Raw genomic sequence first — 25,935 nt, forward strand, 5'->3', positions numbered from 1 at the left:
GTGCTCGTGCTCGTGCTCGTGCTCGTGCTCGTGCTCGTGCTCGTGCTCGTGCTCGTGCTCGTGCTCGTGCTCGTGCTCGTGCTCGTGCTCGTGCTCGTGGCCTCCGTGGGTGTGATGCCCATGGTGTGCGTGCACCTCGTGGTCACTTTCGTCCGCCTCGTCATCCGAGCGTGCGACGAGGTGCCCGTACAGGTAGGCCATGTCGTGGTCGTGGTTCTCGTGCGCCTCGTCGAGCACGACGTCGAAGTCGCAGGCGTCGAGCCCTGCCTTGCGTACCCGGGAGACTCTCGTCGAAAAGCCGTCAAGCGGCAGCGTTGCGAGCGCAGCTTCGAGACGCTGTTGGCTGGCGCCCAGATCGAGCAGGGCGGCTACGAACATGTCGCCGCTGATGCCAGAGGCGCACTCCAGGTACAGTGCCGTCTTGTCCGTCACGCTTGCCGCCATCTTGGGTCCTCTCGTCTCACGTTTTCTCGCCTGCGCTTGCTGTCGCGTGGATCCAGGCTGCCAACCCCGTCGGGGGCCCTACGCTCTCGGGTGTCGCCCTCCCAGGTGGTTGATCATACTTGCCTGGTACCCCGCGCCAAAGCCGTTGTCGATGTTGACGACCGACACGCCGCTTGCGCACGAGTTGAGCATCGCGAGCAGCGCGGCGACCCCGCCGAAGCTCGCGCCGTAGCCCACGCTCGTCGGCACGGCGATGACTGGGCAACTCGCAAGTCCGCCCACGACGCTGGCCAGCGCGCCTTCCATGCCGGCGACCGCGATGACAACCTGCGCTGCGGCGATGTCATCGGCGTGGGCGAGCAGCCGGTGGATGCCGGCGACGCCGACGTCGTAGAGCCGCGTCACGCGGTTTCCGAGCATCTCCGCCGTGAGCGCCGCCTCCTCGGCGACGGGCAGGTCGCTTGTTCCCCCGCAGGCCACGACGATCGTTCCATCGCCGTTGGGTTCGGGCGCATCGCCGAGCACGCCGATGCGAGGCGTCTCGTGATAGTGCAGCGTTCGGTCGGGGCCGAGCAGCGCGCTGACGGCGGCAGCCTTCTCGGCGTCGATCCTCGTCACGATGACGCGCTCCTGCCCGGCGTCGGACAGCGCCGCGCATATGCCGGCGATCTGGTCGGCCGTTTTGCTTTCGCCGTACACGACCTCCGAGACGCCCTGGCGGATGCCGCGATGCGTGTCGAGCTTGGCATAGCCCAGGTCGACGAACGGCGCCGTCTGGAGGCGGTGCGTGGCCTCGTCGGGGTCAACGGCGCCCGATGCGACGTCGTGCATGAGGGCGACGAGATCGTGCTTGTCCATCGTGCGGTGTCCTTTCGGGCGGGGAGGCGGTGGCTTGCGGGCCGGCTGCTAGCTGTCGAGCCCCAGCTCGGGATGTTGCTGGGCAAACGAGCGGCGGGCCACGGCGAGCGTCTCCGGAGTGATGCGCGTGTCGGTGGGAACGCGCACGGCAAAGCAAGCGAAGCTCGGCTTGTCCGCCGTAAACAGGCCCAGCCCGCGCGAGGCGGCGCGCACGTCGTCCTTCGTCATGCCGGCTGCGCGCAGGGGAGAGACGACGCCCAGCTCGCGCATGGCACGAAAGCCCGGGCGGCGTGCTGGGTCGTCGCTGGCGTTCGTGGCGTCGAGCAACACGGTGCGGCCGTCGACGGCCATGTGCTGCAGGATCGTGCCGAACACGACGTGCTTGCAGCGGTAGCAGCGATCGGCTGGGTTGGCACACACTTCGTCTCGCGAGAATATGTCGACTTCGATGAGCTCGTGCTCGGCTCCGAGCTCGCGGGCGAGCCTCAGTGCGTCGGTGGTGTCGCGCGGCAGCTGAAAGGCCGTGCTGATCGTGTACGCCTTGACGTCGAAACCCTCGCGCAGGAGCTCGGCGAGCAGGTATGACGAGTCGACGCCGCCTGAGAACGCGAGACCGTAGCGCGTGGCTTTATCCAGGTTGAGCTGCATGGTGTGCGCGGACCTCTCTTTCGTGGGGAACGTCCCGAGGTGCGCGGGGCGAGCAACGTATCGCATTGTGACGCCCTGGAGCGCACTCAAGGCAAGCTGGGGCACTCGATGCCAATAAACTCACAAGAGGTGTGGTGCCGTGGTGGCGAGCGAGAGCATGTGGATGAATTATGAACGCAAGTGATATCAAGGTTTCGCCTTGCAATCAGGCAGATGTTCCCGTAATATTCAACTCTGCCGTACGACAAGCGCCAACGTAGCGCCAAACGTACCGGCTGCCAGATTAGCTCAGTTGGTAGAGCACCGCTCTCGTAAAGCGGGGGTCATCAGTTCGAGTCTGATATCTGGCTCCACCGAACTTGCAGGCCAGGAAGCGAAAGCTCCCTGGCCTTTTGCGTTTCAGGGATGCACTTACCCTTGGGCGCCCATGGCTTTCTCCAGCTGCAATCGCAGCAAAGCTTCCTGCCAACTCGCGCGAGCACGTCGCAAAGCTTTCGGGCAAAAAGACCTCCCCTCCCTTGGGCTTTCGTTCCGCTGCCCACGAGAGGGGAGGCCGACTTTTGGAAGACGCGGCCTCTTGTGTCGCTCCCTACGCGGCATCAGCCGCCGATGACGACGCCGAGGAACCGCCGCTCGCCAGCGCCTCGTCGAGCACGTTGGCGTCGCTTGTCGTGACCTCAGTGCCGTATGCCCCGGTCACGGTCACCGTCAGTGCGGACTCGCCCGCCACGACTTCGACATCGCCGGCAACGATGCGCACCGTGCGGCCCTGCTCGTCAATAACGGCTCCGCCTGCAGCCATGTTGAGCGCCGAAACCGTGCTGTCGTCTGTCACGATCCATGCGGACGTGGCGTCGATGTTGATCGCCAGGGGCTCGTCGGACGTCGAGTTGTTGGCGTTCGCCTCGATATGCGCCGAGCCGGTCCACTCCGAACCCTCGAGCAGATACATCGCCAGGCTCGAGATCGTGTCGACAACGGCTGCGCCCTCGAGCTCCTGCCCGATGCCCGTGAACGTCACCTGGGCGCCGTTGCTTCCTGCCTGGCCCCAGTTGTTGGCGTCGTTACCGGCCACGCGGACGAGTTCAACGGCGGAGCTGTCAAAGTCCAGCGATGTTCCCGCAAGGACGATGGACGCCTTCGTGTTCGTGCAGTAGAACAGAGCGCCGGACGTGATGGCACTCTTGAGCACGGAGTTTGCCGCCTGGAACGTCGCGGTCTCTCCGGTCGCAGCCTCAGCATCGCCTGAGGTCGACTGGTAGATGATGACGCCGTCGGCCACGGGATCGCTCGCCGTCTTGCCTGTGATCGTGCTTTCGAGCGTGGAGTTGCCGATGAGGATGGTGTTCAGGCCTTCCATGCCGGTAATCTGGCTCCCGGTCGCCGTGCCCGAGACGTCGAGGGCCGTGATGTGGCCCGTCGAGTAGAGCAGCGGCGAGCCCGACCCAGCCGTCGCCAGCGTGGAGTCGCTCACCGAGATCGTTCCGCCGCCGCGATCGGTTGCCACGGCCGCGCAGTGGTCGCCCTTCGTCGAGATGTCCACCTGGCTCGCCTCAATGACGCCACCGTATGTGGCATCAAGGCCGCGCGAGTTGCCCGCCGCTGTCGTGATGCTGCAGCCGGTCACATACGCCGCGCCCCCATCGGTTGCGAACACACCGTTGGAGCCCTCGCCGGTGGCATCGAGCGTCGAGTCTGTCAGTCTGACGGCCGATCTCTCGCCCACGCTCAGCACGATGGAGTTGACGCCGTAGAAGTTGCAGACGTCGCCATTCGTGTCGTCGCCAGCCTTCGTGATCGTGGCCTGCTCGATCTCCGCGGTGCCCGCGTTCTGGGCGAAGACGGCGTTTTGGTCGGCCTTGGGAGCGTCGATGCTCTCACCCGTGGAGGAAACGCTCTCGCCGTCGGCCACAAGCACACCTGCGTACGTGCCAGTGTAGTCATACGTCATCGTGTCCGCGCCGCCGGGGCCGCCCGCACCGCCCTCGGGAGGCTCGCCGGGGACGCCACCTTCGCTGCCGGGGCCGCCCGCGGCCTGGCCCTCGGGCGGGGTGTCTGCGCCCTCGGATGCGAATGCGACGCCTGCACGCATCGCCAGCACGAGTGCGGCGAGCGAGCCCGTGCCATAGACGAACGCGCGACGATCCATCGTACGGCCGAGCGAGGCGATGACGGCGTCCTCGGCAAGGCGCTCGCTTGCGCTGCGGGAGACGGGTGCGGTACCCATCGTGGTGTGAGTCGTGTCCATGTGATGAGCTCCTTCCGAATCGGGTGATGGCACGGATGCTATCAACGGAGAATCGTCGAGACCGGGGGCCCCACCGATCGCCTTCCACGATACGAATGCCGGCTCAACGAGGCCTGAAAGCTCCGGCGTGGCGACCCCGACCCCACAGGCCTCTCCCAAACATCGAAGCGTTTTCAGGATGATCGCGATACCCCTAGCGAGCGCCCCATCTCTCGCGGGGCCCTGGGGGAGTGCTAGGATTTGCCTCGCCATACAATTTGCGCGTTGCCGGGGTGGCGTTGGATCGCACGTTCCCGCACGCCTCTGGCCTGCGCGCTCTTTTCTGAGGAGGCCTCCTTCATGGAGGAAGAACCTATGGTTTCCTGCGCCTCTGCCGCGAACGCTGCGCCCAAGGACCGCGTGCCTGCCAAGGGCCTCGCGGCCGGCGCCCCCGCTCCGGTAACCCTGCCCACGAGCTCCGATCGCGCCCAGTCCCGCGCCCGCCGTGCGCCCGCCGCAACGCCGGGCTACCTCGTGGATCCCGGCTACGAGCTCTCGCCGGTCGAGCGCATGTTCTGTGAGCTTGTCGAGATCGATTCCCCGTCGTTTCACGAGCACGAGATGGCAGATGAGGTGCGCAACCGCCTCGGTGCCCTGGGCTTCGTCGTCACGGAGGACGCGACGAGCGGGCGCAACGACGGCGTCGTGACGGCCATCACCTCGACGAGGCGCTACGAGAACATATCTCACGGCGTGGCGTTCGATCTGCATCGCCTCGTTCACACGGGCAGCGACTGCGGCAACCTTTTCGCGACGCTGCCCGGTACCGGCGTACTGGCTGGCGCCGACCCCATCCTGTTCATCACGCACATGGATACAGTGCAGCCCGCCAACGGCAAGCACGCCCACGTTCACGCCGACGGCACGATCACGAGCATGGGCGACACGGTGCTCGGCGCCGATGACCTCGCCGGCATCGCGTGCGTCATGGCTGCCGTCGAGCGCCTGCAGCAACAGGGCGTTGCTCACCGTCCCGTCGAGCTCGCGTGCATGGTTGCCGAGGAGGTCGGCAACGTCGGCGCCCGCGCGTTCGACTTCTCGCAGTGCAAGGCGACGATGGCGTACACGCTTGACTACTCGGCCGACCCGCACGAGTACGCCTACCAGGCCCCGACGATCCTCTATCTCACGATCGAGGTCATCGGGCGCTCGGCCCACGCCGGCTTCTATCCCGAGAAGGGCATCAACGCCATCAAGATTGCGGCGCAGGCCATCGGTGCGACGCAGTGTGGGCGCATCGGTGACGACACGACGGTCAATATCGGCCTCATCTCGGGCGGCCGTGGCACGAACATCGTGCCCAGCGACGTTGTCATTCGTGGCGAGGTGCGCAGCTACAACCACGAAAAGGCCGTGGCCCAGGCCCAGCACGTCACCGAGCTGTTCCAGCAGGCGGCCGACGACTTCGGCGGGCGCGTGACCGTGCAGGTGAGCGAGGCGTGCCACGCGTACTGCATGGAGCAGGACGCGCCGGTCGTCCGTCGCTTCGAGCGCGCGTGCGAGGCGCTCGGCATGCAGGCGAGCGGGGCGCCGACGTTTGGCGGCAGCGACAACAACGTTGCGGTGGCCTACGGCATCCCGGGCATCGTCATGGCGAACGGCATGCGCGACGCCCACTCGACGCACGAGCACGTCCTGCCTGGTGACCTCGCGAAGGTCCAGGCCCTCGTCGAGCAGCTGCTGACGCTGGACTAGCCGTCAGAGAACGGCTGGGACGGCGCGTCTTGCAGCCGGGATGCCGGTTTCTGGCCGAGAGGCGGGCTCGTGCATGCCCGCTCTCGGGCGTGCCTTTGGTGGGCTGCCGCCTGCCGTGCGCTTACCTGCGGAAACGCCGCAACGAAAAGCGGCGCCGCGCCTCCGTGGTCTGGAAGCGCGGCGCCGCCTATTCACGAGCTTGATTTCTGGCCGAGATTTGGGCACATCCTGTCAGGGATCGCGACCTCCACTCGCCCCACAAGGCCGTCCGGGCACGGGAGGGCCGGCGTATCGCCCTCTGCTCGAGAGGGCCTGCCTCCTCGGCTTCGCCTTACATCGCCGCCGCAGCCGCCTGTGTGCCGGCGATGCGTCCCCAGTTCAGCACGCCCTGCAGGCACGTACCGCTGCCCGGGTAGTAGGGGCCCAGCCAACCGCCCGCGTTCGTGCCGGCTGCGTACAGGCCGACGATGGGCTCGCCGTCGCGCCCGATAACCTGTGCGTCCGTATTGATCTTGAGGCCGCCGATCGACCCGATGTTCGTGTTGACTGTCTTCCAGGCGTAAAACGGCGGCTCGTCGAGCGGCGTCAGCTGCGCCGTGCGGCGCCACACCGGGTCGATGCCGCTGGCGATGTCGGAGTTCCACGTGTCAACCGTGCGCGCCAGCACGGCGGGGTCGATGCCCATGAGCTTCGAGAGCTCCTCGACGGTCTCGCCGCTCACCATGGAGCCGTCGTCGAGTGCGGCCTGCAGCTTATCGGGATCGCTCCAGTCGGCCTGGGCCACGCCCGTCATCTTGGAGTCCATGACCATCCAGCACGCGCCCGTCGTGCCCGCCTCGTCGTCGAAGCCGCCTTCCTGCACGCAGGCGTTGTAGATGGCGCGACAGTGGAACGCGTACGTCGTGTCCTCGCGAACGAAGCGCACGCCGCGCTGGTTCACGAGCAGGTAGGGGATCTCGGGGTTCGTGTTGTTCGTGTACGACCACGTCTGCAGCAACAGGTCGACGGCGCCGCCGAAGCGCCCGACTTGCGCACCAGCCTCCATGCCCATGACGATGCCGTCGCCGGTGTCCGTGGCGGCCGTGGCGACGTTTTGCGTCTTGAGGTCCCAGTACTGCTGCGGGCTGTAGCGCTTGGCCAACTCCTCGTTGTGCTCGATGCCGCTCATGGCCAGCACGACGGCCTTGGCGCCGAGACGTGCCCCGTCGGCCGTGACGACGCCCGTGACGGCGCCGGACTCGTCGGTGACAAGCGACGCCGCTGCGACGCCGGTCTGGATCTCGCCGCCTGCCGCCTCGACGGCAGCCTGGGCGTTCGTCGTCCACACGACGCCGCCAGTCTTCGTGGTGTCGGCGGCGTCCGTGATGAGGTGGATGCGGTCGGCCATGTTGGCCAGATCGGTGTAGGCGGCCGGATAGCAGCCGAACACCTTGCTGTACGTGATGCCGAAGCTGTCCGCCATCCACTGTAGGTTGTCGGCCGCGTTATCGGCCATGCAGCGCACGAGCTCCGGCTCGACGAAGCCCTCGCCGTCCTGTAGCCAGAACGCGTAGTGCTTGTCGGCGTTGTCGTCGGCGACGCCGTTGACGCCGAGCTCCTTCTGCCAGCTCGTGCCCGACGCCTGGATGGCCCCCTCGGCCGTCGCCGTCGTGCCGCCGCAGGCGTCGGCCTTCTCGAGCACGAGTACGCGTGCGGCTCCGGCCTCGAGTGCGGCGTAGGCGGCCGTCAGACCCGCGCCGCCGCCACCGCACACGATGACGTCGTACTCGGCGTCCCAGGCGTCACCTGCGGCGGAGGAAGCCTTTTCGGAAGCGAGTGCGCTTCCGGCCCCCGCTGCCGCAAGCGCTGCCGAGCTCAGGGCTGCCCCGGCGACGAAGCCGCGGCGGGAGAGGGTGGATGTGGTGTCTGACATGGAAAGCCCCCTTTTGCGTTTGGCCGCCCCATGGCCGGGGCGGCGCCCCAGCGTTTCCGCGTGCTGGCATCCCCCTGATGCCACGACGGAAACGCATACCACAATCATAGGCTTTCCACGTTCGCCGCGAAAGACCGCTCGCCCAGTCGCCACTTCCGGAAGTGCGAGCTGGCGCAAGTGTCTCCAGCGCGTCACCTTGAGGGTTTTCGCGCAAAAGCCCAGGTGGTACCTGAAAGTAAGCTGAGGCTTGACCCGGGAAGACACATCGTTCAGCTCGCACTTCCGGAAGTGCGCGATTTCGCACGGGCCGGAGGCGCGCGCCGCCCTTACGCCAGCGTCGCCGCGAACGCGAGCGCCTCTTCGACGTGCTCGTTCGTTGTCGCCCACGACGTCACGAAGCGGATGACGCGCGTCGCTCCCTCGTCAAAGAACGTCTCGCATCCCAGCACGTCGTTGAAAGCCTGGCCGATCGCGGTTGGGACGCGGTAGAACAGCTGGTTGGACGCGCAGGGGGTATAGGCCTCGAAGCCGAGCTTGTCGAGGCCGGCGGCCAACTGCGTTGCGCGCTCGTTGGCGTTGCGCGCGCACCCCCAGTACAGGGCGCCACCGTCGGCAAACGCCGTCTCGAACTGCACGCCGAGCAGCCGGCCCTTGGCCAGCAGGTTCTGGTGCTGCTTCATGAGCCAGGGGAAGTCCTGGCGCAGCTGCGGGTCGCGGATGACGACGGCCTCGCCGAACATCAGGCCGTTCTTCGTGCCTCCCACGTAGAACGCGTCGGCCATGTGTGCCAGCTCGGGCAGCGTCACTTCGTTGCCTGCCGCGGTCAGGGCACTGCCGAGGCGGGCACCGTCGACGAAGAACTTCATGTCATGGGCGCGTGCGCAGCTGGCAAGCGCGCTGAGCTGCTTCTTTGTGTAGACGCCACCCAGCTCTGTCGTGTCGCTCACGTAGATGGTGCGCGGCCGCGTCATGTGGTTGGCGAACGCGGCGTTCTCTGCCACGATGCGCTCAACCTCGGAGGGACTCACGAAGCCGTCGGTGTCGTGTGTCGCGAGGATCTTGTGCCCGCTTGCCTCAAGCGCACCTGTCTCGTGCGTGTTGATGTGACCGTCGGGCGTGCAGACGACGGCGTCGTAGGGGCGCTCGAGCAGGCCACACAGCGAGATGACGTTGGCTGCCGTTCCGCCGACGACAAACTCGACGCTCGCCTCCTCGGGGCTCAGCCCACACGCCTCCAGGATGAGGGCACGGGCGCGCTCACAGTGCTCGTCGGTCGTGTACCCGCCGGCCTGCTCGAGGTTCGTGCGCACGAGGGCGTCGAGGATGGCGGGGTGGGCGCCCTCGGAGTAGTCGTTGGTGAACCGGTGGAGCTTCGGCGCCGGTGCGCTCATGGTCTGTCCTTCCGTAGGGAGGCTGCTGGTGTCATTCTGCGAGAAATTGTAGGCCCCACCGATAATTGGTGATGACAGGTGGACCACCTGCGTATACGTCTCCCGAAAAGAAGCTGAGCTGCCGGCTGAATCATTCCAATCTTCTCGGGAGAAGGCATTGACGCGGCTGCTGCCGTGCGGTTTCCTAGGATTGGGAGTGTCGCGCGATAAGGGGGCGCGACCGCCGTGAAAGGGGAACACACTATGAGTGCCACAGTTGATCGTCGCACGTTTGTTTCGTCCGGCATGGCAACGCTTGCAGTTCTTGGCCTGGGCGGAGGGGCTGCCAGCGCCCTGGCCTCCGAGAAGAGCGCGTCTAAGGACTCCGCCATGGAAGAAGCCAAGGGAGACAGCCCCGTCGACGCCGTTTCCTCGGCCAGCACGGATACGAACAAGTTCAAGAACATGGACCAGGCGACGCTGATGACGCAGCTGCCCACGATGACGGGCCTCGTTGCCGTCGCCACGACGAACGAGGACGGCTCGCCCAACCTTGCCGTTTTCATCCCGTCTGCTGTGGGCGAGAAGTACATCTACTTCGGCTTCGCGCCCAACGCGACGCAGGCCAACCTGCTGCGCGACAAGCAGGCCGTCATCCTGTATGACGAGTACGACCTGTCCATCGAGAACCCGTCGGATCGCCACTATGGCTGCCGTGCCAAGGTCAAGCTCGTCGAGGACGCCAAGGTGCTCGAGGAGCTCAAGCCCGACCTGGGCTCCTACGCCGACTTCGCGACGGTCGTCGAGGTTGTCGAGGTTCTGCCGATGGGCTAAGCCCCGCGTAACACCTTTGCGCTTGGTTTTCTCTAATTAAGGCACCGATAGGGGCGGGGAGGAATAATCTTCCCGCCCTATTTTATTACTAAAAATAATTTTTAATATATTGTTTTAGTAATTTTATAAAAAATATATCATAATCAGATAATAAAGAGTTTCGCTGGGTGATGAGGTTAAGGTCAATACCGTCTGGCAGTTCTTTGATCGAGTAACGTATCAAGGACGGCTCAACATGCTTAGCCAATGTTGTATTAGGTAGTATCGCGACGCCAACGCCCCTGCGCACCATTTCGAGAGTCATCTCGTTGCCGAAGCTATGCAATATCGTATGAATGTTAATGCAATTTTGTGAACAAACGTCTTCCAATATTTCTGCGAGATGTTTTGCTCGTGAAGGCATTATGAATGGGTAGCGTGCTATCTCTTTGAGAGAGACAGTCTGTGGTGTCTCCTCATCACACGTTAAAAGGGAATATTTTGATGATGCGAACAGTTGCAGGCGTTCTTTGCAAAGTACTTGAGTTTGCATGAAACCATATGAGGGCTGACATGGCGTAAGGGCCACAAAGTCAATTCTTCCCTCCGAGAAGAGCTCAAAAATCTGCCCATCTGACTCTACGGGTTCAAGATCGACGACGTGTTTAGGAAATCTTTCATAGAACTGAATTATGGGTTCAGAGAGGAGGCTGGCACACCGTGGCTCCGAAACTCCTATGCGAAGGCGTTTGTGGCCTCCTACGGCGAACTGACTCAGGTTTTCAGAGAGAGCAATCTCAAGTGCCCGTTCTTTCTGGGCAAACTGGATGTATGCCATACCCGCTTCAGTGAGTGCGAGCGGGTGGGCTACTCTTCGAAACAGCTCTACACCGAGCCTATTCTCCAGTGCCTTGAGCTTTTTGGAGACTGCCGGTTGGGAATAGCCCAGCTCCTTGGCCGCAGCACTTATCGAACCCGTTTTATGAATGCTTAGAAACGCTCTTGTCTCATCGTCCACAAGATCTTCCTTGAGTGATTATCCAATCAAGTAATCATTTATATACTATCGTAAGAAAAATCAATGACGAATCGCCTCATTCAATATGATTATAAACCACATTACCTATGGGAATGAGACAGGGTAATGGGCAAGATTATGATTCCCTTGTCACAAAGGTTAGGAGATAGGGGGAGTTCCGGTGAACCTTCAGCGTACCTCTTCAAAGGATGACGCGCTTCACGGCAAGACGAGGCGCGAGTTCCTGGCTCTTGTCGGCGCAGCCTCTGCGGCGCTTTTTGCCGGCAGCGCGTCAAGGACGTTCGACTCTAAGGCGTTCGCGGCTCCGGCTTCGGCTGATTCCGACACCATTGAGGTGACGGACTTTGGCGATGTCACGGTCACGATTCCCGCCCATGCCAATAAGATTGCCGCACTTGCCGGCACGACGTTCGATCCCATCCTGTTCCTCGGACAGGTTGATCGCGTCAAAGCGGCGATGAATATCAGCATGAATGAGTGGATGACCGAGATATATCCGTTCATGAACTCGCTGAATATTACAAAAGTCGAGAATGCCCAGAAGCCCAACGTCGAAGAGCTTGTCAATCTGGGGATCGATCTGGTCCTGTATTGGCCTGGCGACGATTTCGCGGATCAGCGCGCTCAAATAGAGCAGGTGGGGATCCCCGTGGTCGGGGCCCATACAAGCGGCGTCAAGTTCTCCACAGTACAAGAGTTCAAAGACCTTATCTCTCGCGAGATTCGCCTGTACGCCGAGATTCTCGGGGAGGGCACTCAGGACAAGGCTGAAGAGTGGATTAGCTACACGCTCGGGAAGCTCGACTACGTTGCGTCTCGTACGCAAGACCTGCCCGAGGATCAGATTAAGCTGGTTCACTATGTGCGGAAGGCGGATGACGGGACCCAGGTCTATGGGGCCAACACGTATCCCGCCGTGCTTGTAGACATCGCGGGCGGGCGGCTTGATGACCTCGACACCATATCCGGCTTCAAGGAAATGAACATGGAGGATATCATTACCTTGAACCCCGATTACGTCTTTATGGGCTGGACCGACTCGACGGAGGGCGTCCTCTCAAATGAGAGGTGGGCTGGCACGAAGGCGGTGCAAGAAGGCCACGTGTATCTGTCGCCGTGCTCGCTGGGTAGCTTCTGGGCATATGGGGCAGAGGTTCCGCTCGAGGCGCTCTTCCTGGCGAAAACCCTCCATCCCGAGCTGTTTGAGGATCTCGACTTAATCGGCGAGATTCAGGAGTTTTACCGCACGTTCCGAGGCTATGAGCTGAGCGCCGAGAACGCGCAGCGCATGCTTGAGCGTAAGCCGCCCCTTGGCGCCGAGGCCGGGTCGGCGTCATCGGATGGGGGTGCTAAGGCACAGTCTGCCGCAGCGGAATCCCGTGGCTCCGAGAAATAGGTCATATTTTACGAGAGCATAGAAGAGGGGCCGATCCGACGGGCTCTGGGGTAACCAGGGCGGCGGGTCGACCCCATCTGACGGTTCTCGGTTACTTCGTGGCCTCTCGAGCCTTACGCGCCGCCCTACGACAGATGCGTGCGTGTCTCAGGGGCTTTCCCCTCTTGCAAGCGCCCCAATTCAGCCATCCAGTCCTTGAGGGGCTCCTCTAGTCTCCCTCCATTTCGAAGAATTAAACGAAGTTCATTTAATTTTTTATCAATTTTATTTAAAATAGAAAGATTTTCAAGCTCTCGACTATCGCCCGATGACGTCAGGCAGGCGTGCATGCCGCCGTTTGAGATGATGACGCGCTTTGTTCCCATGAGTGCTATTGCCGGATCGTGTGTCGAGACGAGGACGATCTTCTGACGCCTGGAGAGCGTGGCAAGCGCCTTCCACTTATCCATGCCTGCGTTTTCTATCTCATCGACCAACACGATGGGGGCGTCGGACAGGAAGGCGGCGTCGGCGACCATGAGAGCCCTTGACTGGCCGCCGGATAGTTGCGAGAGTCGGGTTGACCCCTCAAACGGCTCTCCTGCCAGGCCGACGGCGCACTCAAAGGTGTCGCGTATCTCGCGCTCGACAGAGCCTGTCCTTCTTCGGGCGTCTGCGTGCACGTGAAGAAAATCCTCCACGGTCATGTCAATGACATAGTTCATGCATTGCGAGAGCTGGGCTACCAGCTGGGCGCTCATTGTGGAGCGCAGCTCTTCGGGAACGGGATCGCCGTTGATGAGGATCTTCCGACACGATGGGGTGTCGCCCTGCGCGAGACACTCGATGTCGTCGAGCAACCTGCTTTTCCCGGCGCCCGTTGGACCGAGTATGCAGACGATCTCTCCCGGGATTACGTCCAATCGGGGTAGCTTCTCGGGATGACCCGACTTGTCGACCCCGCCCATGATCGTGAGGCTCTCTGGCGTATCTGGCCTGACGGTATCGGCGGCATCGACTTGCTCTTCTTGCTTGTCTGCGATGAGGAGGAGTTCCTCGCTATCTGTGCCGTCGACCTCCCTTGAAGACGAGGGCGCTCGGCCTGTCGCGATGTCCTTCGTCTCGTCTGACATATCGACGGGTTTTGCCTCCCCGCCAGATGCGGAGATGAACGAGGGAAGTTTCTCGTCAAACATTGAGACGATGTTGCCGCGCTGATACTCGGCTCCGATTCTCTTTTCCCCCAGGCAATATGAGCAGAGCGCTGACGGCATAGTGAAGCGAAGCCGCTCACTGTCAATCGAAGAGATGCTTGGCGCGCTCTCTACCTCCTTGAGAAGGCTGAGGGTCCCCTGGCCGGTGAGGCCGTTGACGTTGAGAATGCACGCCCTCTTCACCATTCTTTGAACCTTTGCGCGGAACACCTCGCGCTCTGCCTGGCTTACCATGTCTCCCTTTGCCACCACCACGACGTCTGCGCGCTGCAGCATGGGGCCTATCTTGGCTGGCGCCTGGATGCCCGCGAGGTTATCCGTGACGCAGATGGCGAGCGCGCCGTAAATGTAGGGGGAGCACCTGTTGCAAAGGCCTGCGCTCTCCGTAAAGAGATAGTCGAGTTTCTGTGCCTCTCCCCATTCGAATGCCCCTGGCAAGCTGGTGGCAAAGAAATGATCGGGGCATCTGCTCAGCGACAGGCCGCACAGATTCGGTATGCCAAGCGCTGCATATGCCTGTGCGTCATTGCTTGACAGACAGTCAAATTTGATGACCCCGCATGCGAGCCCCCTCTTTTGCAACTGGCGTATGACGTGCATGAGCACGGATGTCTTCCCGCAAGACGGGGGCCCTGCCAACGTTACGAGCTTCATGGCTCTGCTATCCCTTCCTGAAGTTTATGGAGCTGCTGAATATCCATTTCTTTCAACGCCTTCCATCCCGGCCATGCATACCATCCGGGCGCGTGGGGCCCCATCTGGGCGAGGAGCCGCATGGATTGGGGGTCTTTTGTGCTGACGCAGGTTGGAACACCTGCGCGTGCAGATAGGGCCGCATATCGCTCACTGAAGAAATAGTCTTCAATGAGGTGCCCCATGGTATCGAGCCTCTTCTTGAAGCCGAGCCAGATCGGAAGGACGAAGGCGCCTTCGCGAGGCCAGACTATCTTTGCGTAGGGGTGGATTTGCGCACTGGCAAGAAATGTCCAGGGGCCGACCGTAACCCCTGCCCTTGACTCCTGAAACCGCGTTACGGAGCGCAGCGTGCCTTCAAACAAAACATGGTTGCTCAGATAGTTTTTGGTTCTTTCCCCTCCATAGATCGAGAGATAGCTTTCTATGACGCAGCCGCCAAAACCCGCCGATGAGCAATCTGACGCGATCTCTCCTTTGAGGAGCTGCGAGGAGAGGTCTTCCCAGCTGCAGGGAATTTTCTGCGGGGGGATTCTCCGCAGGTCGATTAAGAACGCATAGGGCAGAACTGCCGAAAGTACCAGCGGGCAGTCTTTTTCGACCATGCCAGAGTCGATGAAAGGCTGCGAGAAGGGGACGGTGGACGCCCTGTCAGAACGGAGGCCTTCTTGGCCATAGAGGCGCTCTTTGCCGAAAAAGAATCTCGAGAGGTCATCCCTATAGAGAAAGTCGCTGCCAAACGAATAAAAAACCTGCGGCATTTCGTCGGACGCCTGCTTCCAGAAGGCGATTCCGTCCTCCCTGTTGAGGAGGTAGCCAAAGGCAAGACGTCTTCCTGCGATGGCTGCGGATTGTCGTGACAGGCGCGAGATCTCCCTTTTGATTGAAAGCCGGGTCGGCATGATCATGCGCATCCCGACGAAGTCAAGCCGCTCCATGTTCTTCCTCCTCTCAGCGGCCCTATCTTACAAGTCCAGGTATTATTTGGTTATTCTAATCTGTTATATGAAATATAATTTATTTATATAATAGTAATAATTATAAAACTGCAACTCGTATGATAGAAATATGTATGGTGTGATATACATGTTCATGATACCATACGCCGGAATCGGTGGGAAAGCGGCCAGAGTGTTCCTATGCTATTGGCGCATAAGGTGCTACTCCCCGTAAAGGTTCAGCTGCATTTCTCGTCGCGCGTGTCGCCCGTCGGGACGTGCGCGGCTAGAAGCTGCAGCTCGTCACGGCTGTGGACGCCCGCCTTCTCGTAGACGTGGCGCACGTGCGTCTTCGTTGTGCTCGTCGCCATGCCCAGGCGCTTCGAGATGTAGCTGGCGCTGCGGCTCTCGCACAGCAGCGCCGCCACCTGCGCCTCGCGCGGCGAGAGTCCCAGGCGCTGCTCGAGGTCCGTCTCCTGGGGTGTGAGCGTGGGCCCGCCCGACGCGCGCTCGGTGGTGGCGTCACTGTCCCCGAATGCCTTTGCGGCGCCGCTCTGCACAGGGAGCCACGGCGCCCGCGCGCTCGTCTCGCGCGCCTCCACAGTCCCCGCCGTGCCGGACATCCCGCGCTCCGCTGCCTCGCTGGGGTGGATGACGGGCTCCAGTCGCCACACGGCATCGGTGAGCACGATGACGCCGACGAGCGTGAAGAGCCGGTCGTTGCCCGTTGCGCCGACCGCGTCGAGGCTGAGCTGCCCCAGCGCCATGCCCGCGCCCGCCGTGAGCACGATGAACATGAGGCGCAGTGCTATCTCGCGGGGGTTTGTCATGCGGATGTCCGGCCAGCCGAAGCGATGCTGCAGGTACAGCCAGATGGCAAGCGAGCCGCACCCGGCGATGAAGAACGCGAACGCGTTGCCATGGCCCGCTAGGGCGTCATAGCACAGCGAGAACGCGACGAGCGGCATGGCGATGATGCGCAGCAGGTCGATGCGGCCGGGCGTGAGCACGAGGCAGGCGATGAGCGCGAGTGCGAGCAGCCCCGCGCCCTGCTCGACGCGCGCGCCGCCGAAGCCCAAGGCGGAGAACCCCGCGCCGAACGAGGCGACGAGCAGCCCCGTCACGACGCTGCGCCTCACCGACGGGCGCTCGCCCCAGAGCGGCGTGGCGTCATCGCAGGCAAGCCAGCTCCTCACTCTCTGCGTGACGCCCACAAACTCACGCGCCTGGTCCTGCGGGGCAGCGTTGCCTGCAACTGCGGCATCGTCCCTTGCCGCTATGTGGGTCGGAACCTGCGTCCGCAGCATCATGGTGAGCGGGACGCATGTCGCCACGGGGAACAGGTAGCTCACGACGCCGCCGTGCGGCACGACGGAAAACAGCGAGTACAGCGCAAACGCGGTGGCAAACGCGCAGGCGAGCTTGGCAACCTCGCAGGTCAGGCTGTCCGTCTGGCCCACCCACAGCCACAGGACGAGTAGCAGTGCGGTCGCGCACCCCGCCAGCAGCGACCCGGCAACCAGTACGGGCGCGGAGCCCGTTTTCTCGGCATAGAGCAGCACGAACCACGACACCTCGAGCGCGACGCCGCCGATCCAGCACGCGCTGACCGATGAGGCGCGATCCCAGCGACGTGCCGGGATGTAGCAGGCAAGGCCGAGAATGGCGCCCGCCATGCAGGCAAGATAGAAAAGGGAAGGCTCGACGATAGGCGACGCGTACGGTGCGTGCGCGATGAGCATGAGGATGGCAAGGAAGAGGGGAGAGGCGGGCAGGGCCCAGCGTACGGCAGCCTCCAGCGCACTTCCCAACGTCGCCTGACGCTCCACAGCCTCTGCGCTCATCGCATGCCCCCGTACCTGTGCGACGACAAATATAGACTCCCATCATACATCCTCCACACTAAAGGCGCTGCGTTTAGTAGGTGTATGGCGCGCAATCATCCCTCATCCTCCTCCCGAAAGGAGGAGGTGGCAGCGCGCAACCCTCAGCATCAGCCGTGGTCAAGGTCGATGGTGGCGCCGGTGTTTGCCTGATACAACGGTGCCAGGTGCGGGGGCGTTGGCCTGGGGGAACGGCTGATGGCTCTCGCAGGCAACTCGATAAGCGCGCCCCACACACAAGGGGAGGGCGCGCACGGAAAGGGGTTTCCTATGAGTGTCATGAACGAAGCCAGCGTGTCGCGCCGCAACCTCGTGAAGGGTGCCGCCCTCGGTGCCGCGGCCCTGGGTGCCGCAACGCTCGCAAGCGGACCGGGCGCTGCCCACGCCGCCGAGGGCGAGTACAAGGACGCGAGCACGTGGGTTAAGTCTTCCCAGAACGTCACGTGGGACGAGGAGCACGACATCGTCATCGTCGGCTACGGCATGGCCGGCACGACGGCGTACGTCGAGGCTGTCGAGATCGACCCGAACGTCGACGTCGTCATTTATGACAAGTCCGACGAGCAGAATGCCGGTGGCCAGGCCGTTGCGTCGGGCCAGTGCGTCATTTTCCCGCAGCCCGAGGACATCGAGACGTTCCGCACGTACATGCGCGCCATGAACAAGCCCAATGACGTCCCCGAAGAGGACTTCATGTGGCTGACGAACGAGTTCTCCACCGACATCGAGTGGATTCAGGCCGCGCTCGAGCCCGCCGGCTACGAGGTTGGTTACTCCGGCGGCGGCGCCCTGCGCTACGGCACGCTGCTCGTCGAGTTCCCCGATCTCGAGGGCGCTGACTTCGTCGGTGCCACCGGCCACTTCCGCGCGAAGGACGGCGGCGTGCCCTTCGAGAACGGCGGCTGCTGGAACGGCATGTCCAAGGCGGCTGAGGTGCGCGGCGCAAAGCCGAACTACGAGCACACGGTCACGTGCCTCGTTCAGGACTCCATCACGAAGCGCGTCGACGGCGTCGGCGTCCAGAAGCCTGACGGCTCCACGATCTACGTCAAGGCGAACAAGGGCGTCCTGCTCGCCACGGGCGGCTACGAGGGCGACCCCCAGATGTATCGCGACTTCAACGGCGGAGACATGATCTACAACGCCGGCAGCCCCTACGTCACCGGCGACGGCGTCAAGATGCAGATGGCCATCGGCGCCAAGATGTGGCACATGGACAACCACACGATGAGCTGTGGCATGTTCCACGGCATCAAGGTGCCCGACTTCGACACGTGCTTCATCCGCCAGTTCTACATGGCGCAGGGCAGCTGGATGGAGACGGCCGCCGACGGCACGCGTTACTACGACGAGACCCGCTCCTACCAGCGTCAGCACATGAAGTTCTACGAGCACGGCCAGTATGTCGACGTGCCGATCGGCCGCTCGCAGCCCGTCCACATCATCTTTGACGACGCGTGCTGCAAGGCCCAGCCCATGGTCAACGACTGGATCGGCTGGCCCGTCAGCTGCCGCAACCCCTACGAGTGGTCGGCCGACAACTCCGTCGAGATCGAGAAGGGCTGGATCACGAAGGCAGACACGATCGAGGAACTCGCCGAGAAGATCGGCAAGGATCCTGCGGCCCTGAAGGCGTCTGTCGACCGCTTCAACGAGATGGTCGATGGCGGCGAGGACCTCGACTTCGGCCGCGATATCACGACGATGGCCAAGATCGAGACGCCGCCGTTCTACGCCATCGAGGAGTTCCCCGCCATGCCTGCGTGCTCCGGTGGTGCCCGCCGCAACATCAAGGGCCAGGTGCTCAACTGGGACGAGCAGCCCATCGAGAACCTGTACTCCGCTGGCGAGATCGGCTCGCTCGTGTCGAACCTGTACCAGAACGGCACGTACCTGCACGAGGCCATCTGCTCCGCCCGCGCCGCCATCGACACGATGCTCGGTGGCCGCGCCGACATCAAGCCGACCGAGGGTGCCGGCGTGAGCGAGCCGTGGGCCGAGGCCGAGGACGGCGAGTACCGCGTCGAGGCGAAGGGCCTCGAGGATCCGTACGAGCTCGTCCTCACGATCAAGGACGGGCAGCTCGCCAGCATCGAGCTGGGCGAGGGCGCGGACAACATGTTCATGTCCCCCGAGCAGTTCGAGGAGCTCACCGGCAACATCGTCGACAACCAGACCATCAGCGTCGACACGATCGCCGGTGCTACGATCGACTCCCAGGCCATCGTCGGCGCCCTCATGACGGCGTTCGGCAAGAAGACGTCCTAGGAGCTGCGAGGCGTCGAGTTCTGACGCGCACCCATACGTCTTGACGCGGGCCCGCCATCCCTCGGGGTGGCGGGCTTTTTCTTTGCCACGGTCTGTCGCGGGAGTGCTCCCGCACGGGATGTTTGGGGAGCGTGGGCGCCGAGGTACCCGCGCTCCCCGTCGGCGGCTAGAATGCGATGCCATGGAAGCGACACCCATTCGATGACAGGGAGTGTGTATGGAGAGGCCGAACGCCTGGAAGTCCTACACCGACGAGCAGATCGCCGAGCTCGAGAGCCTCTGCGGTGACTACGCGACGTACATCAGCGACTGCAAGACGGAGCGCGAGTGCACGTCCCGCGCGCTGGAGCTCGCTTGCGCCGCCGGCTATGAGAGTCTCGACGAGCGCATCGCCGCGGGCACGCCGCTCAAGGCGGGCGACAAGTTGTGGGCGTGCTGTGCCGGCAAGACCGTCATGCTTGTGCACGTGGGTAAGCGCCCGCTGAGCGAGGGTCTCAACATCGTGGGCTCGCACATCGACTCGCCGCGCCTCGACATCAAGCAGAACCCCGCGTACGAGAGCGCCGATATGGCCTATCTCGACACGCACTACTACGGCGGCGTCAAGAAGTACCAGTGGGTGACGCTGCCGCTGGCCCTGCACGGCGTCGTGGCGCTCAAGAGCGGCGAGGTCAAGACCGTCGTCATCGGCGAAGACGCTGCCGACCCGGTGTTCTGCGTCACCGACCTGCTCGTGCACCTCTCGGGCGACCAGCTGAAGAAGACGGGCCGCGAGGTCATCGAGGGCGAGGACCTCGACCTGCTCGTCGGAGGCCGCCCCGTCGTGCTGAAGAAGGCCGACACCGCTCCTGAAGACTCCTCCGCCCCGAAGGACAAGGACGCCGAGAAGGAGCCCGTCAAGGCCATGCTGCTCAGCATGCTCCAGGAGCGCCTCAGCATCGACGAGGAAGACCTGCTCTCGGCCGAGCTCGAGGTCGTGCCGGCCGGCGCCGCCCGTGACCTGGGCTTTGATCGCTCCATGATCATCGGCTACGGCCACGACGACCGCAGCTGCGCCTACACGAGCCTCGCTGCCCAGCTCGCCATCGCGTCTGACGTCCCCGAGCGCACGGCCGTGTGCCTGCTCGTCGACAAGGAGGAGATCGGCTCGCGCGGTGCCACGAGCATGTCGAGCCGCTTCTTCGAGAACGTCATGGCCGAGCTGCTGAACCTTGCCGGCGAGACCGGCGATCTGCCGCTGCGCCGCTGCCTCACCGCGTCGCGCATGCTGTCGAGCGACGTGTCCGCCGGCTTCGACCCGCTGTACGCCTCCGCGTTCGAGACGCGCAACTCCGCCTACCTCGGCCGCGGCCTCACGTTCAACAAGTTCACCGGCAGCGGTGGCAAGAGCGGCTCCAACGACGCCAACGCCGAGTACGTCGCGTTCGTGCGCCGCGTCATGGACGAGGCCCACGTGGCGTGGCAGACGGCCGAGCTCGGCCGCATCGACGTGGGCGGCGGCGGCACGATCGCCTACATCCTGGCCAACTACGGCATGGACGTCATCGACTGCGGCATTCCCGTGCTGTCGATGCATGCCCCGTGGGAGGTCGTCAACAAGGCTGACGTTTACGAGGCGTATCGCGGCTACCGGGCGTTCCTCGCCACGGCGTAGGTCGCGCTCGCGCTGCCCGTTTTGCACTCGCACCCCAGAAGGAGAAAGACCCGTGGCATCCACGATCAACAAGCCCAAGGGCACGGAGGACCTCATCGGTGCCGACGCCCTGACCTGGAGTTATCTGCGCGACGTGGCCGAGCAGGTGTTCACGCCCTACGGCTACGCGCCCATCGAGGTTCCGATGTTCGAGCAGGCCGACGTGTTCGTGCATGGCCTGGGCACGTCGACGGACGTCGTGCGCAAGGAGATGTTCTCCGTGCTGTCGCCCGACGGCTATGCCAAGGTGTCCGAGGGCCGCGCCCCCGAGCTCAAGGCCGACCAGCGCCTCGCGCTGCGTCCTGAGGGTACGGCAGGCACGGTGCGCGCCGCCATCGAGCACAACCTCGTGCCGCAGGGCGCCGCCCCGGCCAAGCTGTGGTACGCCGGCTCCATGTTCCGCGCCGAGCGCCCGCAGAAGGGCCGCTTGCGCGAGTTCCACCAGATCGGCGTCGAGTGCCTCGGGGCGACGGATCCCGCCGCTGACGCCGAGATGATCGTCATGTTCATGCGCTACGTCGAGGCGTTGGGCATCGATCCCTCGACGGTGCGCCTGCTCATCAACTCGATGGGCGACGACGCCTGCCGCCCCGCCTACCGCGACTCCGTGAGCGCCTACATCCGCGCACATGAGGACGAGCTGTGCGAGGAGTGCCGCCGTCGCGCCGACACGAACCCGCTGCGCGCCTTCGACTGCAAGAACGAGCACTGCCACGAGGTCATGGAGGGCGCGCCCAAGATCTCCGACGCGCTGTGTCCCGACTGTCGCGCGCACTACGACGCCGTCAAGCGCTACCTCGATGCCCAGCACATCGCCTACGAGGAGGACCCCCGCCTCGTACGCGGCCTGGACTACTACACGCGCACGGTTTTCGAGGTGCAGGTCACCGACGGCATGGGCTCCCAGAACGCCATCGGTGGCGGTGGGCGCTACGACAAGCTGTTCGAGACGGCGGGCGGCCGCCCAACGGCGGGCCTTGGCTTTGCCGCGGGTTTCGAGCGCCTGCTCCTCGCGATGCGTGCCTGCGGCGCGCCGCTGCCCGAGCCCGTGCATCCCGACGTGTACGTCGCGCTGGCTGACACAACGGACGCTGGTGCCGCCGCCGCGTTCGCGCTGACGCAGGAGCTGCGCGACTGCGGCCTCATCGTCGAGGCCGACCGTCAGGGCCGCTCGCTCAAGAGCCAGTTCAAGCAGGCCGACAAGTACGAGGCGCGTATGGCTGTCGTGCTCGGCCCCGACGAGCTGGCTGCCGGCAGCGCCAAGCTGCGCGACATGCAGACGCACGACGAGCGCATTGTGCCGCTGGCCGACGTTGCGGCCGAGCTGGCCGCCTCGCTCGGCTACGAGTTCGAGGACGGCTGCGGGTGTGGCTGCGGCGATGCCGCCTGCGGCTGCGGCGACGACCACGAGTGCTCGTGCGCCAACGGCGGCGAGCCCTGCGGCGACCCGAACTGCGCCTGCGGTCACGGTGCCGAGGCGAGTGAGAAGCGCTAAAGATCACAGGACGCATATCCGACGCTAAAACCGGCGGCCGGCACCTCCAGAAGGGGGTGCCGGCCGCCGTCGTAATCCGACTCTGTCGGGAAAACCTGCCGAACGGGACAGGAATCGCTCTCATGTATGCCCCACGCGGACCCGCTTCCGTGTCGCAGACCCTGAGCAAATCCTGACCTGCGGTTTTCTCCCGCCTCTCCGCTCGAAGGCGGAACCGACGCATACACGGCTTCGCTTTCTGTCCAAAAAAAGGCCGCCTCCCTGCACACGCGAGCCGACGCGCCTTGTTTGCGCGCGCTCGCGTGATACAGAAAGGCGGCCAAATGCGCGAAATAAAGCCTCGCGTCTCGCCTATGCCTCGATGTCGAGCTTCGACATATCCCCGAACGTGTACACCGGCACAAGCTTCGCCTCGTCGACGCCCGTGACGTTTGCCGTCGTGACGAGCAGACGCTTGTCGGTGAACATCGGGTAGAAGCAGCCGGTGTCGGCGACCTTGGCCTGGAGCTGTGCGTAGATCTCCTTGCGCTTCGCCTCGTCTGCCTCGGTGCGGCCCTGCGCGAAGAGCTCGTCGATCTCCGGCTCGTCATAGTGCATGAAGTTATACGTCGCCGTCGTGCCGAACGTGGCGAAGTACGTGTCGGGGTCGATGCCGTTGACATAGCCGCCGAGGAACACCTGCAGGTCGTTCTCCTCGGAGAGAAGCTTGCCATTGAGCGCGTTGGTTTCGAGGGCGTTCAGCGTCACGTTGAAGCCCGCCTCGCTGGCCTGCTCCTGCATCAGGATCGCGATGGTCTGGCGCATCGTATCGTCGGCGCCGTAGGAGATCGAGATACTCGGGTTCGCCTGGCCGGCCTGTGCCAGCAGCTCCTTGGCCTTGTCGACGTTGCGCGCGTACGTCTCGATGTCCGTCGTCGCAAACGCGTTGTTCGCCGGCAGGAACGAGACGTCTTCCTCGTAGTAGTCGGGCGACAGGCAGGCGGCAAGGGCGAGCGTCGGGCGGTCAAGCGAGAAGAAGAACGCCTTGCGGATGTTCTCGTCCGTGACGTTCTGCGCGTTGAACATCGCGTAGATGACGCGGTTCTCGGAGTAGGGGTGCACGACGAGGCCCGAGCCCTCGACGTTCATCTGCTCGACTTGCGTGGCGGTTGCGGCCCAGGCGTTGACTTCGCCGGCCTGGATGGCCTGCATTGCCGTGTTCTCGTTGGAGATGACGCGCAGCACGACCGTGTCGACCTTCGGGGCGCCCAGGAAGTAGTCAGGATTGGCCGAGAACGTCAGGTACTGGCCGACCTGGTACTCGTCGAGCTTGTAGGGGCCCGTGCCGACGCCCTGGGAGTTGACGTCGTTGTTCTCCCAGTCGCTGATGCCCTCGTAGAGGTGCTTGGGCGCGATGAAGATGCCGGAGAGCATCTCGGTGGCGCTGGCGTTGACCGTGGGGAACGTGACCGTGACGGTGAGGTCGTCCACCTTCTCGACAGCGACCTTGCCCTCGTCATAGACGAGCTGGCCGTACGTCGCACTGATCTCGTTGTTCTCCATGGCCTCGAGCGTGAACACGACGTCGTCGGCCGTGAAGGGCTCGCCGTCGTTCCACTTGACGCCCTCGCGCAGGTGGACGGTCAGCGTCTTGAGGTCGTCGGACTGCTCAAAGGACTCGGCGAGGAAGTAGCTGATGCCGTCGACGTCGCACATCCACAGCGGCGAGTAGATGAGCTTGACGATCGTGAGGCCCACGCGGTCGGCCGACGTCATGACGTTGGGCGAGACGGTCGGGTCGAGCGGGATGGCGTACGTGAACGTCTTGCCGCCTTCGGAGGCGTAGGCGGGCGCGGCGTCGAGGCGCAGGCCGCCCAGGCCCAGCGAAGCAAGACCGGCGGCTGCCAGCGCGCCGGCGGTGGCTCCCACAAACGAACGGCGTGACAGCGTGGTGGAAGGATCGAACACGGAAGACTCCTTTTCTCGCAGACACTGAGAACGACGCGCCGTGCCAGACCCGTTCGGGGCCCCTGGAGCGGCGGTCGTCTGGCAAACCATAGCGCAACGGAAGCGACGCGTGTCCGGAAGTTGGAATCAATTTACTCTCGGCCGCTTCCTGTCGAACGCATCTGTAGGCGAGGTGATGCATTCGATCCCGGCCCTACAGGTTTGTTACGGATCGGTATCTAGATGCACGCGCAGTGAGACCCGGTGTACTCCGTCGTGCTAAAGTAGCATCAACCCATAAAAGAAATGGGGTAATAAATCGGTCGTCTTGTGTTGACATATCGCAACGCAGGATGACCCGTGGTAACAAGGAGGTGCGCTTCCGTGAGTACAGCAAGCAATGGACTCTCCACCATGGCGTCCGGCCGTCTCGGCCAGAACATCGAGCGCACCATGTGTGCCTGTCCTTTCATCGCGCGAATGTGTTGGTAGGAATTCGGTCCCCCTGTTCTGAATCCTCATGCATTGGCCGCGAGACTATCGCGTGCCCGACATCCCGCTGAATTTGAAAGGACGTCTCACCATGCCTACGTCCGCCTCTGCCTCCCTGTCCCGTCGCAGCTTCCTTGGCCTTTCTGCGGCCGCTTCTGCCGCGCTGCTTGGCCTCGGCAGCCTCTCGTCGCTGACCCAGCTGGGCGCACCCAGCGTTGCCTACGCAGCTGACGGCGCCACGTTCACCTACGCCATTGCCGGCGACCCGAGTGTTTCGCCCAACGTCCTCACGACGTCGGATCGCTATGGCCTCATGACGCTCGAGCTCGTCTACTCGCACCTACTTACCGTTGAGGCTGACGGTACCGAGACGTTCTACCTCGCCGAGTCCTATGAGTGGTCCGACGACCAGCTCACGCTGACCGTCCACCTGCGCGAGGGCGTCAAGTGGAATGACGGCGAGCCCTTCACGGCCGACGACGTCGTGTTCTCTTACGAGGCTAAGGAAGCAAACGAAGAGTCTAACGGCTACTCGAACCTTGTCTTCCCCGAGGGCAAGGTCGTCGTGGAGAAGGTCGACGACCTCACCGTCAACTTCACCTTCCCCTTCGTGAACCCGGCCGGTGTCGAGACGGTGGCCGGCGAGGGCTTCATTGCGCCCAAGCATCTCTATGAGGGCGTCAGCGACTGGGAGAACAACGACGTCAACTCCCGGGGCGTCGGCACGGGCCCCTACAAGCTCGAAGAATACGTTACGGGTCAGTACCTCAAGTTCACCGCAAACGAGAGCTACTTCGGCGGCGCGCCGAGCATCCCCAACGTCGTATTCCGCATCATCACGAACGAGAACACGGGCGTGCCGATCCAGGCCGGCGAGGTCAACGCCTGGATC

18 protein-coding genes and 1 tRNA gene are annotated in these 25,935 nt (G+C 63.5%); 8 read left to right on the forward strand and 11 right to left on the reverse strand.

Annotation, left to right across the window (positions count from 1 at the left end; all coding sequences use genetic code 11):
* The 3 genes from KHZ24_11255 to KHZ24_11265 form a co-directional block, all read right to left on the reverse strand.
* Positions 1 to 444, reverse strand: a 444-nt coding sequence (locus tag KHZ24_11255) for a DUF111 family protein (GenBank protein MBS5451763.1), incomplete at its 3' end; no start/stop codon positions are given.
* Between the two features lie 78 nt (positions 445 to 522).
* Entirely contained in the window at positions 523 to 1,302 is a 780-nt protein-coding gene (gene larB / locus KHZ24_11260) for a nickel pincer cofactor biosynthesis protein LarB (GenBank protein ID MBS5451764.1), read from the reverse strand.
* Between the two features lie 48 nt (positions 1,303 to 1,350).
* Positions 1,351 to 1,950: an ExsB family transcriptional regulator gene (locus KHZ24_11265; protein ID MBS5451765.1), complete on the reverse strand. Its 600-nt coding sequence runs from the start codon at positions 1,948 to 1,950 to the stop codon at positions 1,351 to 1,353.
* A 277-nt stretch (positions 1,951 to 2,227) separates the two neighbouring features.
* Between KHZ24_11265 and KHZ24_11270 the strand changes: the two genes are divergently transcribed.
* Positions 2,228 to 2,303 (forward strand) — tRNA-Thr (locus KHZ24_11270).
* 236 nt (positions 2,304 to 2,539) lie between these two features.
* Here the strand turns inward: KHZ24_11270 and KHZ24_11275 are convergent.
* The gene (locus tag KHZ24_11275; GenBank protein ID MBS5451766.1) at positions 2,540 to 4,198 is read right to left on the reverse strand and encodes an adhesin; all 1,659 of its coding nucleotides are present in this window, start codon (positions 4,196 to 4,198) and stop codon (positions 2,540 to 2,542) included.
* A 339-nt stretch (positions 4,199 to 4,537) separates the two neighbouring features.
* On the opposite strand from KHZ24_11275, the gene KHZ24_11280 reads away from it, so the two are divergent.
* A complete protein-coding gene (locus tag KHZ24_11280) occupies positions 4,538 to 5,932 on the forward strand; it encodes a M20/M25/M40 family metallo-hydrolase (protein MBS5451767.1) in 1,395 nt (464 codons plus the stop codon).
* A 331-nt stretch (positions 5,933 to 6,263) separates the two neighbouring features.
* Here the strand turns inward: KHZ24_11280 and KHZ24_11285 are convergent, their stop codons facing one another.
* Positions 6,264 to 7,844, reverse strand: a complete 1,581-nt coding sequence (locus KHZ24_11285) for an FAD-dependent oxidoreductase (protein ID MBS5451768.1) — start codon at positions 7,842 to 7,844, stop codon at positions 6,264 to 6,266.
* 326 nt (positions 7,845 to 8,170) lie between these two features.
* Complete coding sequence (locus KHZ24_11290; GenBank protein MBS5451769.1) at positions 8,171 to 9,235, reverse strand: threonine aldolase; 1,065 nt, start codon at positions 9,233 to 9,235, stop codon at positions 8,171 to 8,173.
* Between the two features lie 243 nt (positions 9,236 to 9,478).
* Here KHZ24_11290 and KHZ24_11295 point away from each other — a divergent pair, with 243 nt between their 5' ends.
* Positions 9,479 to 10,048: a pyridoxamine 5'-phosphate oxidase family protein gene (locus KHZ24_11295; protein ID MBS5451770.1), complete on the forward strand. Its 570-nt coding sequence runs from the start codon at positions 9,479 to 9,481 to the stop codon at positions 10,046 to 10,048.
* Between the two features lie 88 nt (positions 10,049 to 10,136).
* Here the strand turns inward: KHZ24_11295 and KHZ24_11300 are convergent, their stop codons facing one another.
* Entirely contained in the window at positions 10,137 to 11,045 is a 909-nt protein-coding gene (locus KHZ24_11300; GenBank protein ID MBS5451771.1) for a LysR family transcriptional regulator, read from the reverse strand.
* Between the two features lie 181 nt (positions 11,046 to 11,226).
* On the opposite strand from KHZ24_11300, the gene KHZ24_11305 reads away from it, so the two are divergent.
* Positions 11,227 to 12,462: an ABC transporter substrate-binding protein gene (locus tag KHZ24_11305; protein MBS5451772.1), complete on the forward strand. Its 1,236-nt coding sequence runs from the start codon at positions 11,227 to 11,229 to the stop codon at positions 12,460 to 12,462.
* 125 nt (positions 12,463 to 12,587) lie between these two features.
* Here KHZ24_11305 and KHZ24_11310 read toward each other — a convergent pair whose 3' ends face one another.
* The 3 genes from KHZ24_11310 to KHZ24_11320 all read right to left on the reverse strand — a co-directional run bounded on the left by KHZ24_11310 (position 12,588) and on the right by KHZ24_11320 (position 17,130).
* Entirely contained in the window at positions 12,588 to 14,309 is a 1,722-nt protein-coding gene (locus KHZ24_11310) for an ATP-binding cassette domain-containing protein (protein MBS5451773.1), read from the reverse strand.
* On the reverse strand, positions 14,306 to 15,286 hold the full coding sequence (locus KHZ24_11315) for an ABC transporter substrate-binding protein (GenBank protein ID MBS5451774.1): 981 nt from the start codon (positions 15,284 to 15,286) through the stop codon (positions 14,306 to 14,308). The genes KHZ24_11310 and KHZ24_11315 overlap by 4 nt, the downstream gene beginning before the upstream one ends.
* Positions 15,287 to 15,525: 239 nt before the next feature.
* A complete protein-coding gene (locus KHZ24_11320; protein MBS5451775.1) occupies positions 15,526 to 17,130 on the reverse strand; it encodes a helix-turn-helix transcriptional regulator in 1,605 nt (534 codons plus the stop codon).
* A 309-nt stretch (positions 17,131 to 17,439) separates the two neighbouring features.
* Between KHZ24_11320 and KHZ24_11325 the strand changes: the two genes are divergently transcribed.
* From KHZ24_11325 to hisS, 3 genes are all read left to right on the forward strand, one after another.
* A complete protein-coding gene (locus tag KHZ24_11325; protein MBS5451776.1) occupies positions 17,440 to 19,437 on the forward strand; it encodes an FAD-binding protein in 1,998 nt (665 codons plus the stop codon).
* Between the two features lie 217 nt (positions 19,438 to 19,654).
* Positions 19,655 to 21,091 carry an aminopeptidase gene (locus KHZ24_11330; protein MBS5451777.1) on the forward strand — a complete coding sequence of 479 codons (1,437 nt, stop codon included), beginning with the start codon at positions 19,655 to 19,657 and terminating at the stop codon, positions 21,089 to 21,091.
* Positions 21,012 to 22,625: a histidine--tRNA ligase gene (gene hisS / locus KHZ24_11335; GenBank protein MBS5451778.1), complete on the forward strand. Its 1,614-nt coding sequence runs from the start codon at positions 21,012 to 21,014 to the stop codon at positions 22,623 to 22,625. Before KHZ24_11330 ends, hisS begins: the two co-directional genes overlap by 80 nt.
* A 351-nt stretch (positions 22,626 to 22,976) precedes the next feature.
* Here hisS and KHZ24_11340 read toward each other — a convergent pair whose 3' ends face one another.
* Positions 22,977 to 24,572 (reverse strand): ABC transporter substrate-binding protein, encoded by a 1,596-nt coding sequence (locus KHZ24_11340; protein ID MBS5451779.1) that lies wholly within the window; start codon positions 24,570 to 24,572, stop codon positions 22,977 to 22,979.
* Between the two features lie 562 nt (positions 24,573 to 25,134).
* Between KHZ24_11340 and KHZ24_11345 the strand changes: the two genes are divergently transcribed.
* A partial coding sequence (locus KHZ24_11345; protein ID MBS5451780.1) for a twin-arginine translocation signal domain-containing protein occupies positions 25,135 to 25,935 on the forward strand: 801 nt, incomplete at its 3' end.

This window comes from Coriobacteriia bacterium (assembly GCA_018368455.1).
Lineage (GTDB): Bacteria > Actinomycetota > Coriobacteriia > Coriobacteriales > UMGS124 > JAGZEG01.

Excerpts from the sequence above, each read along its gene's own strand:
- larB (MBS5451764.1), bottom strand. The coding sequence starts at position 1,302 with ATGGACAAGCACGATCTCGTCGCCCTCATGCACGACGTCGCATCGGGC.
- KHZ24_11265 (MBS5451765.1), bottom strand. The coding sequence starts at position 1,950 with ATGCAGCTCAACCTGGATAAAGCCACGCGCTACGGTCTCGCGTTCTCA.
- KHZ24_11275 (MBS5451766.1), bottom strand. The coding sequence starts at position 4,198 with ATGGACACGACTCACACCACGATGGGTACCGCACCCGTCTCCCGCAGC.
- KHZ24_11280 (MBS5451767.1), top strand. The coding sequence starts at position 4,538 with ATGGAGGAAGAACCTATGGTTTCCTGCGCCTCTGCCGCGAACGCTGCG.
- KHZ24_11285 (MBS5451768.1), bottom strand. The coding sequence starts at position 7,844 with ATGTCAGACACCACATCCACCCTCTCCCGCCGCGGCTTCGTCGCCGGG.
- KHZ24_11290 (MBS5451769.1), bottom strand. The coding sequence starts at position 9,235 with ATGAGCGCACCGGCGCCGAAGCTCCACCGGTTCACCAACGACTACTCC.
- KHZ24_11295 (MBS5451770.1), top strand. The coding sequence starts at position 9,479 with ATGAGTGCCACAGTTGATCGTCGCACGTTTGTTTCGTCCGGCATGGCA.
- KHZ24_11310 (MBS5451773.1), bottom strand. The coding sequence starts at position 14,309 with ATGAAGCTCGTAACGTTGGCAGGGCCCCCGTCTTGCGGGAAGACATCC.
- KHZ24_11315 (MBS5451774.1), bottom strand. The coding sequence starts at position 15,286 with ATGGAGCGGCTTGACTTCGTCGGGATGCGCATGATCATGCCGACCCGG.
- KHZ24_11320 (MBS5451775.1), bottom strand. The coding sequence starts at position 17,130 with ATGAGCGCAGAGGCTGTGGAGCGTCAGGCGACGTTGGGAAGTGCGCTG.
- KHZ24_11325 (MBS5451776.1), top strand. The coding sequence starts at position 17,440 with ATGAGTGTCATGAACGAAGCCAGCGTGTCGCGCCGCAACCTCGTGAAG.
- KHZ24_11330 (MBS5451777.1), top strand. The coding sequence starts at position 19,655 with ATGGAGAGGCCGAACGCCTGGAAGTCCTACACCGACGAGCAGATCGCC.
- hisS (MBS5451778.1), top strand. The coding sequence starts at position 21,012 with ATGCCCCGTGGGAGGTCGTCAACAAGGCTGACGTTTACGAGGCGTATC.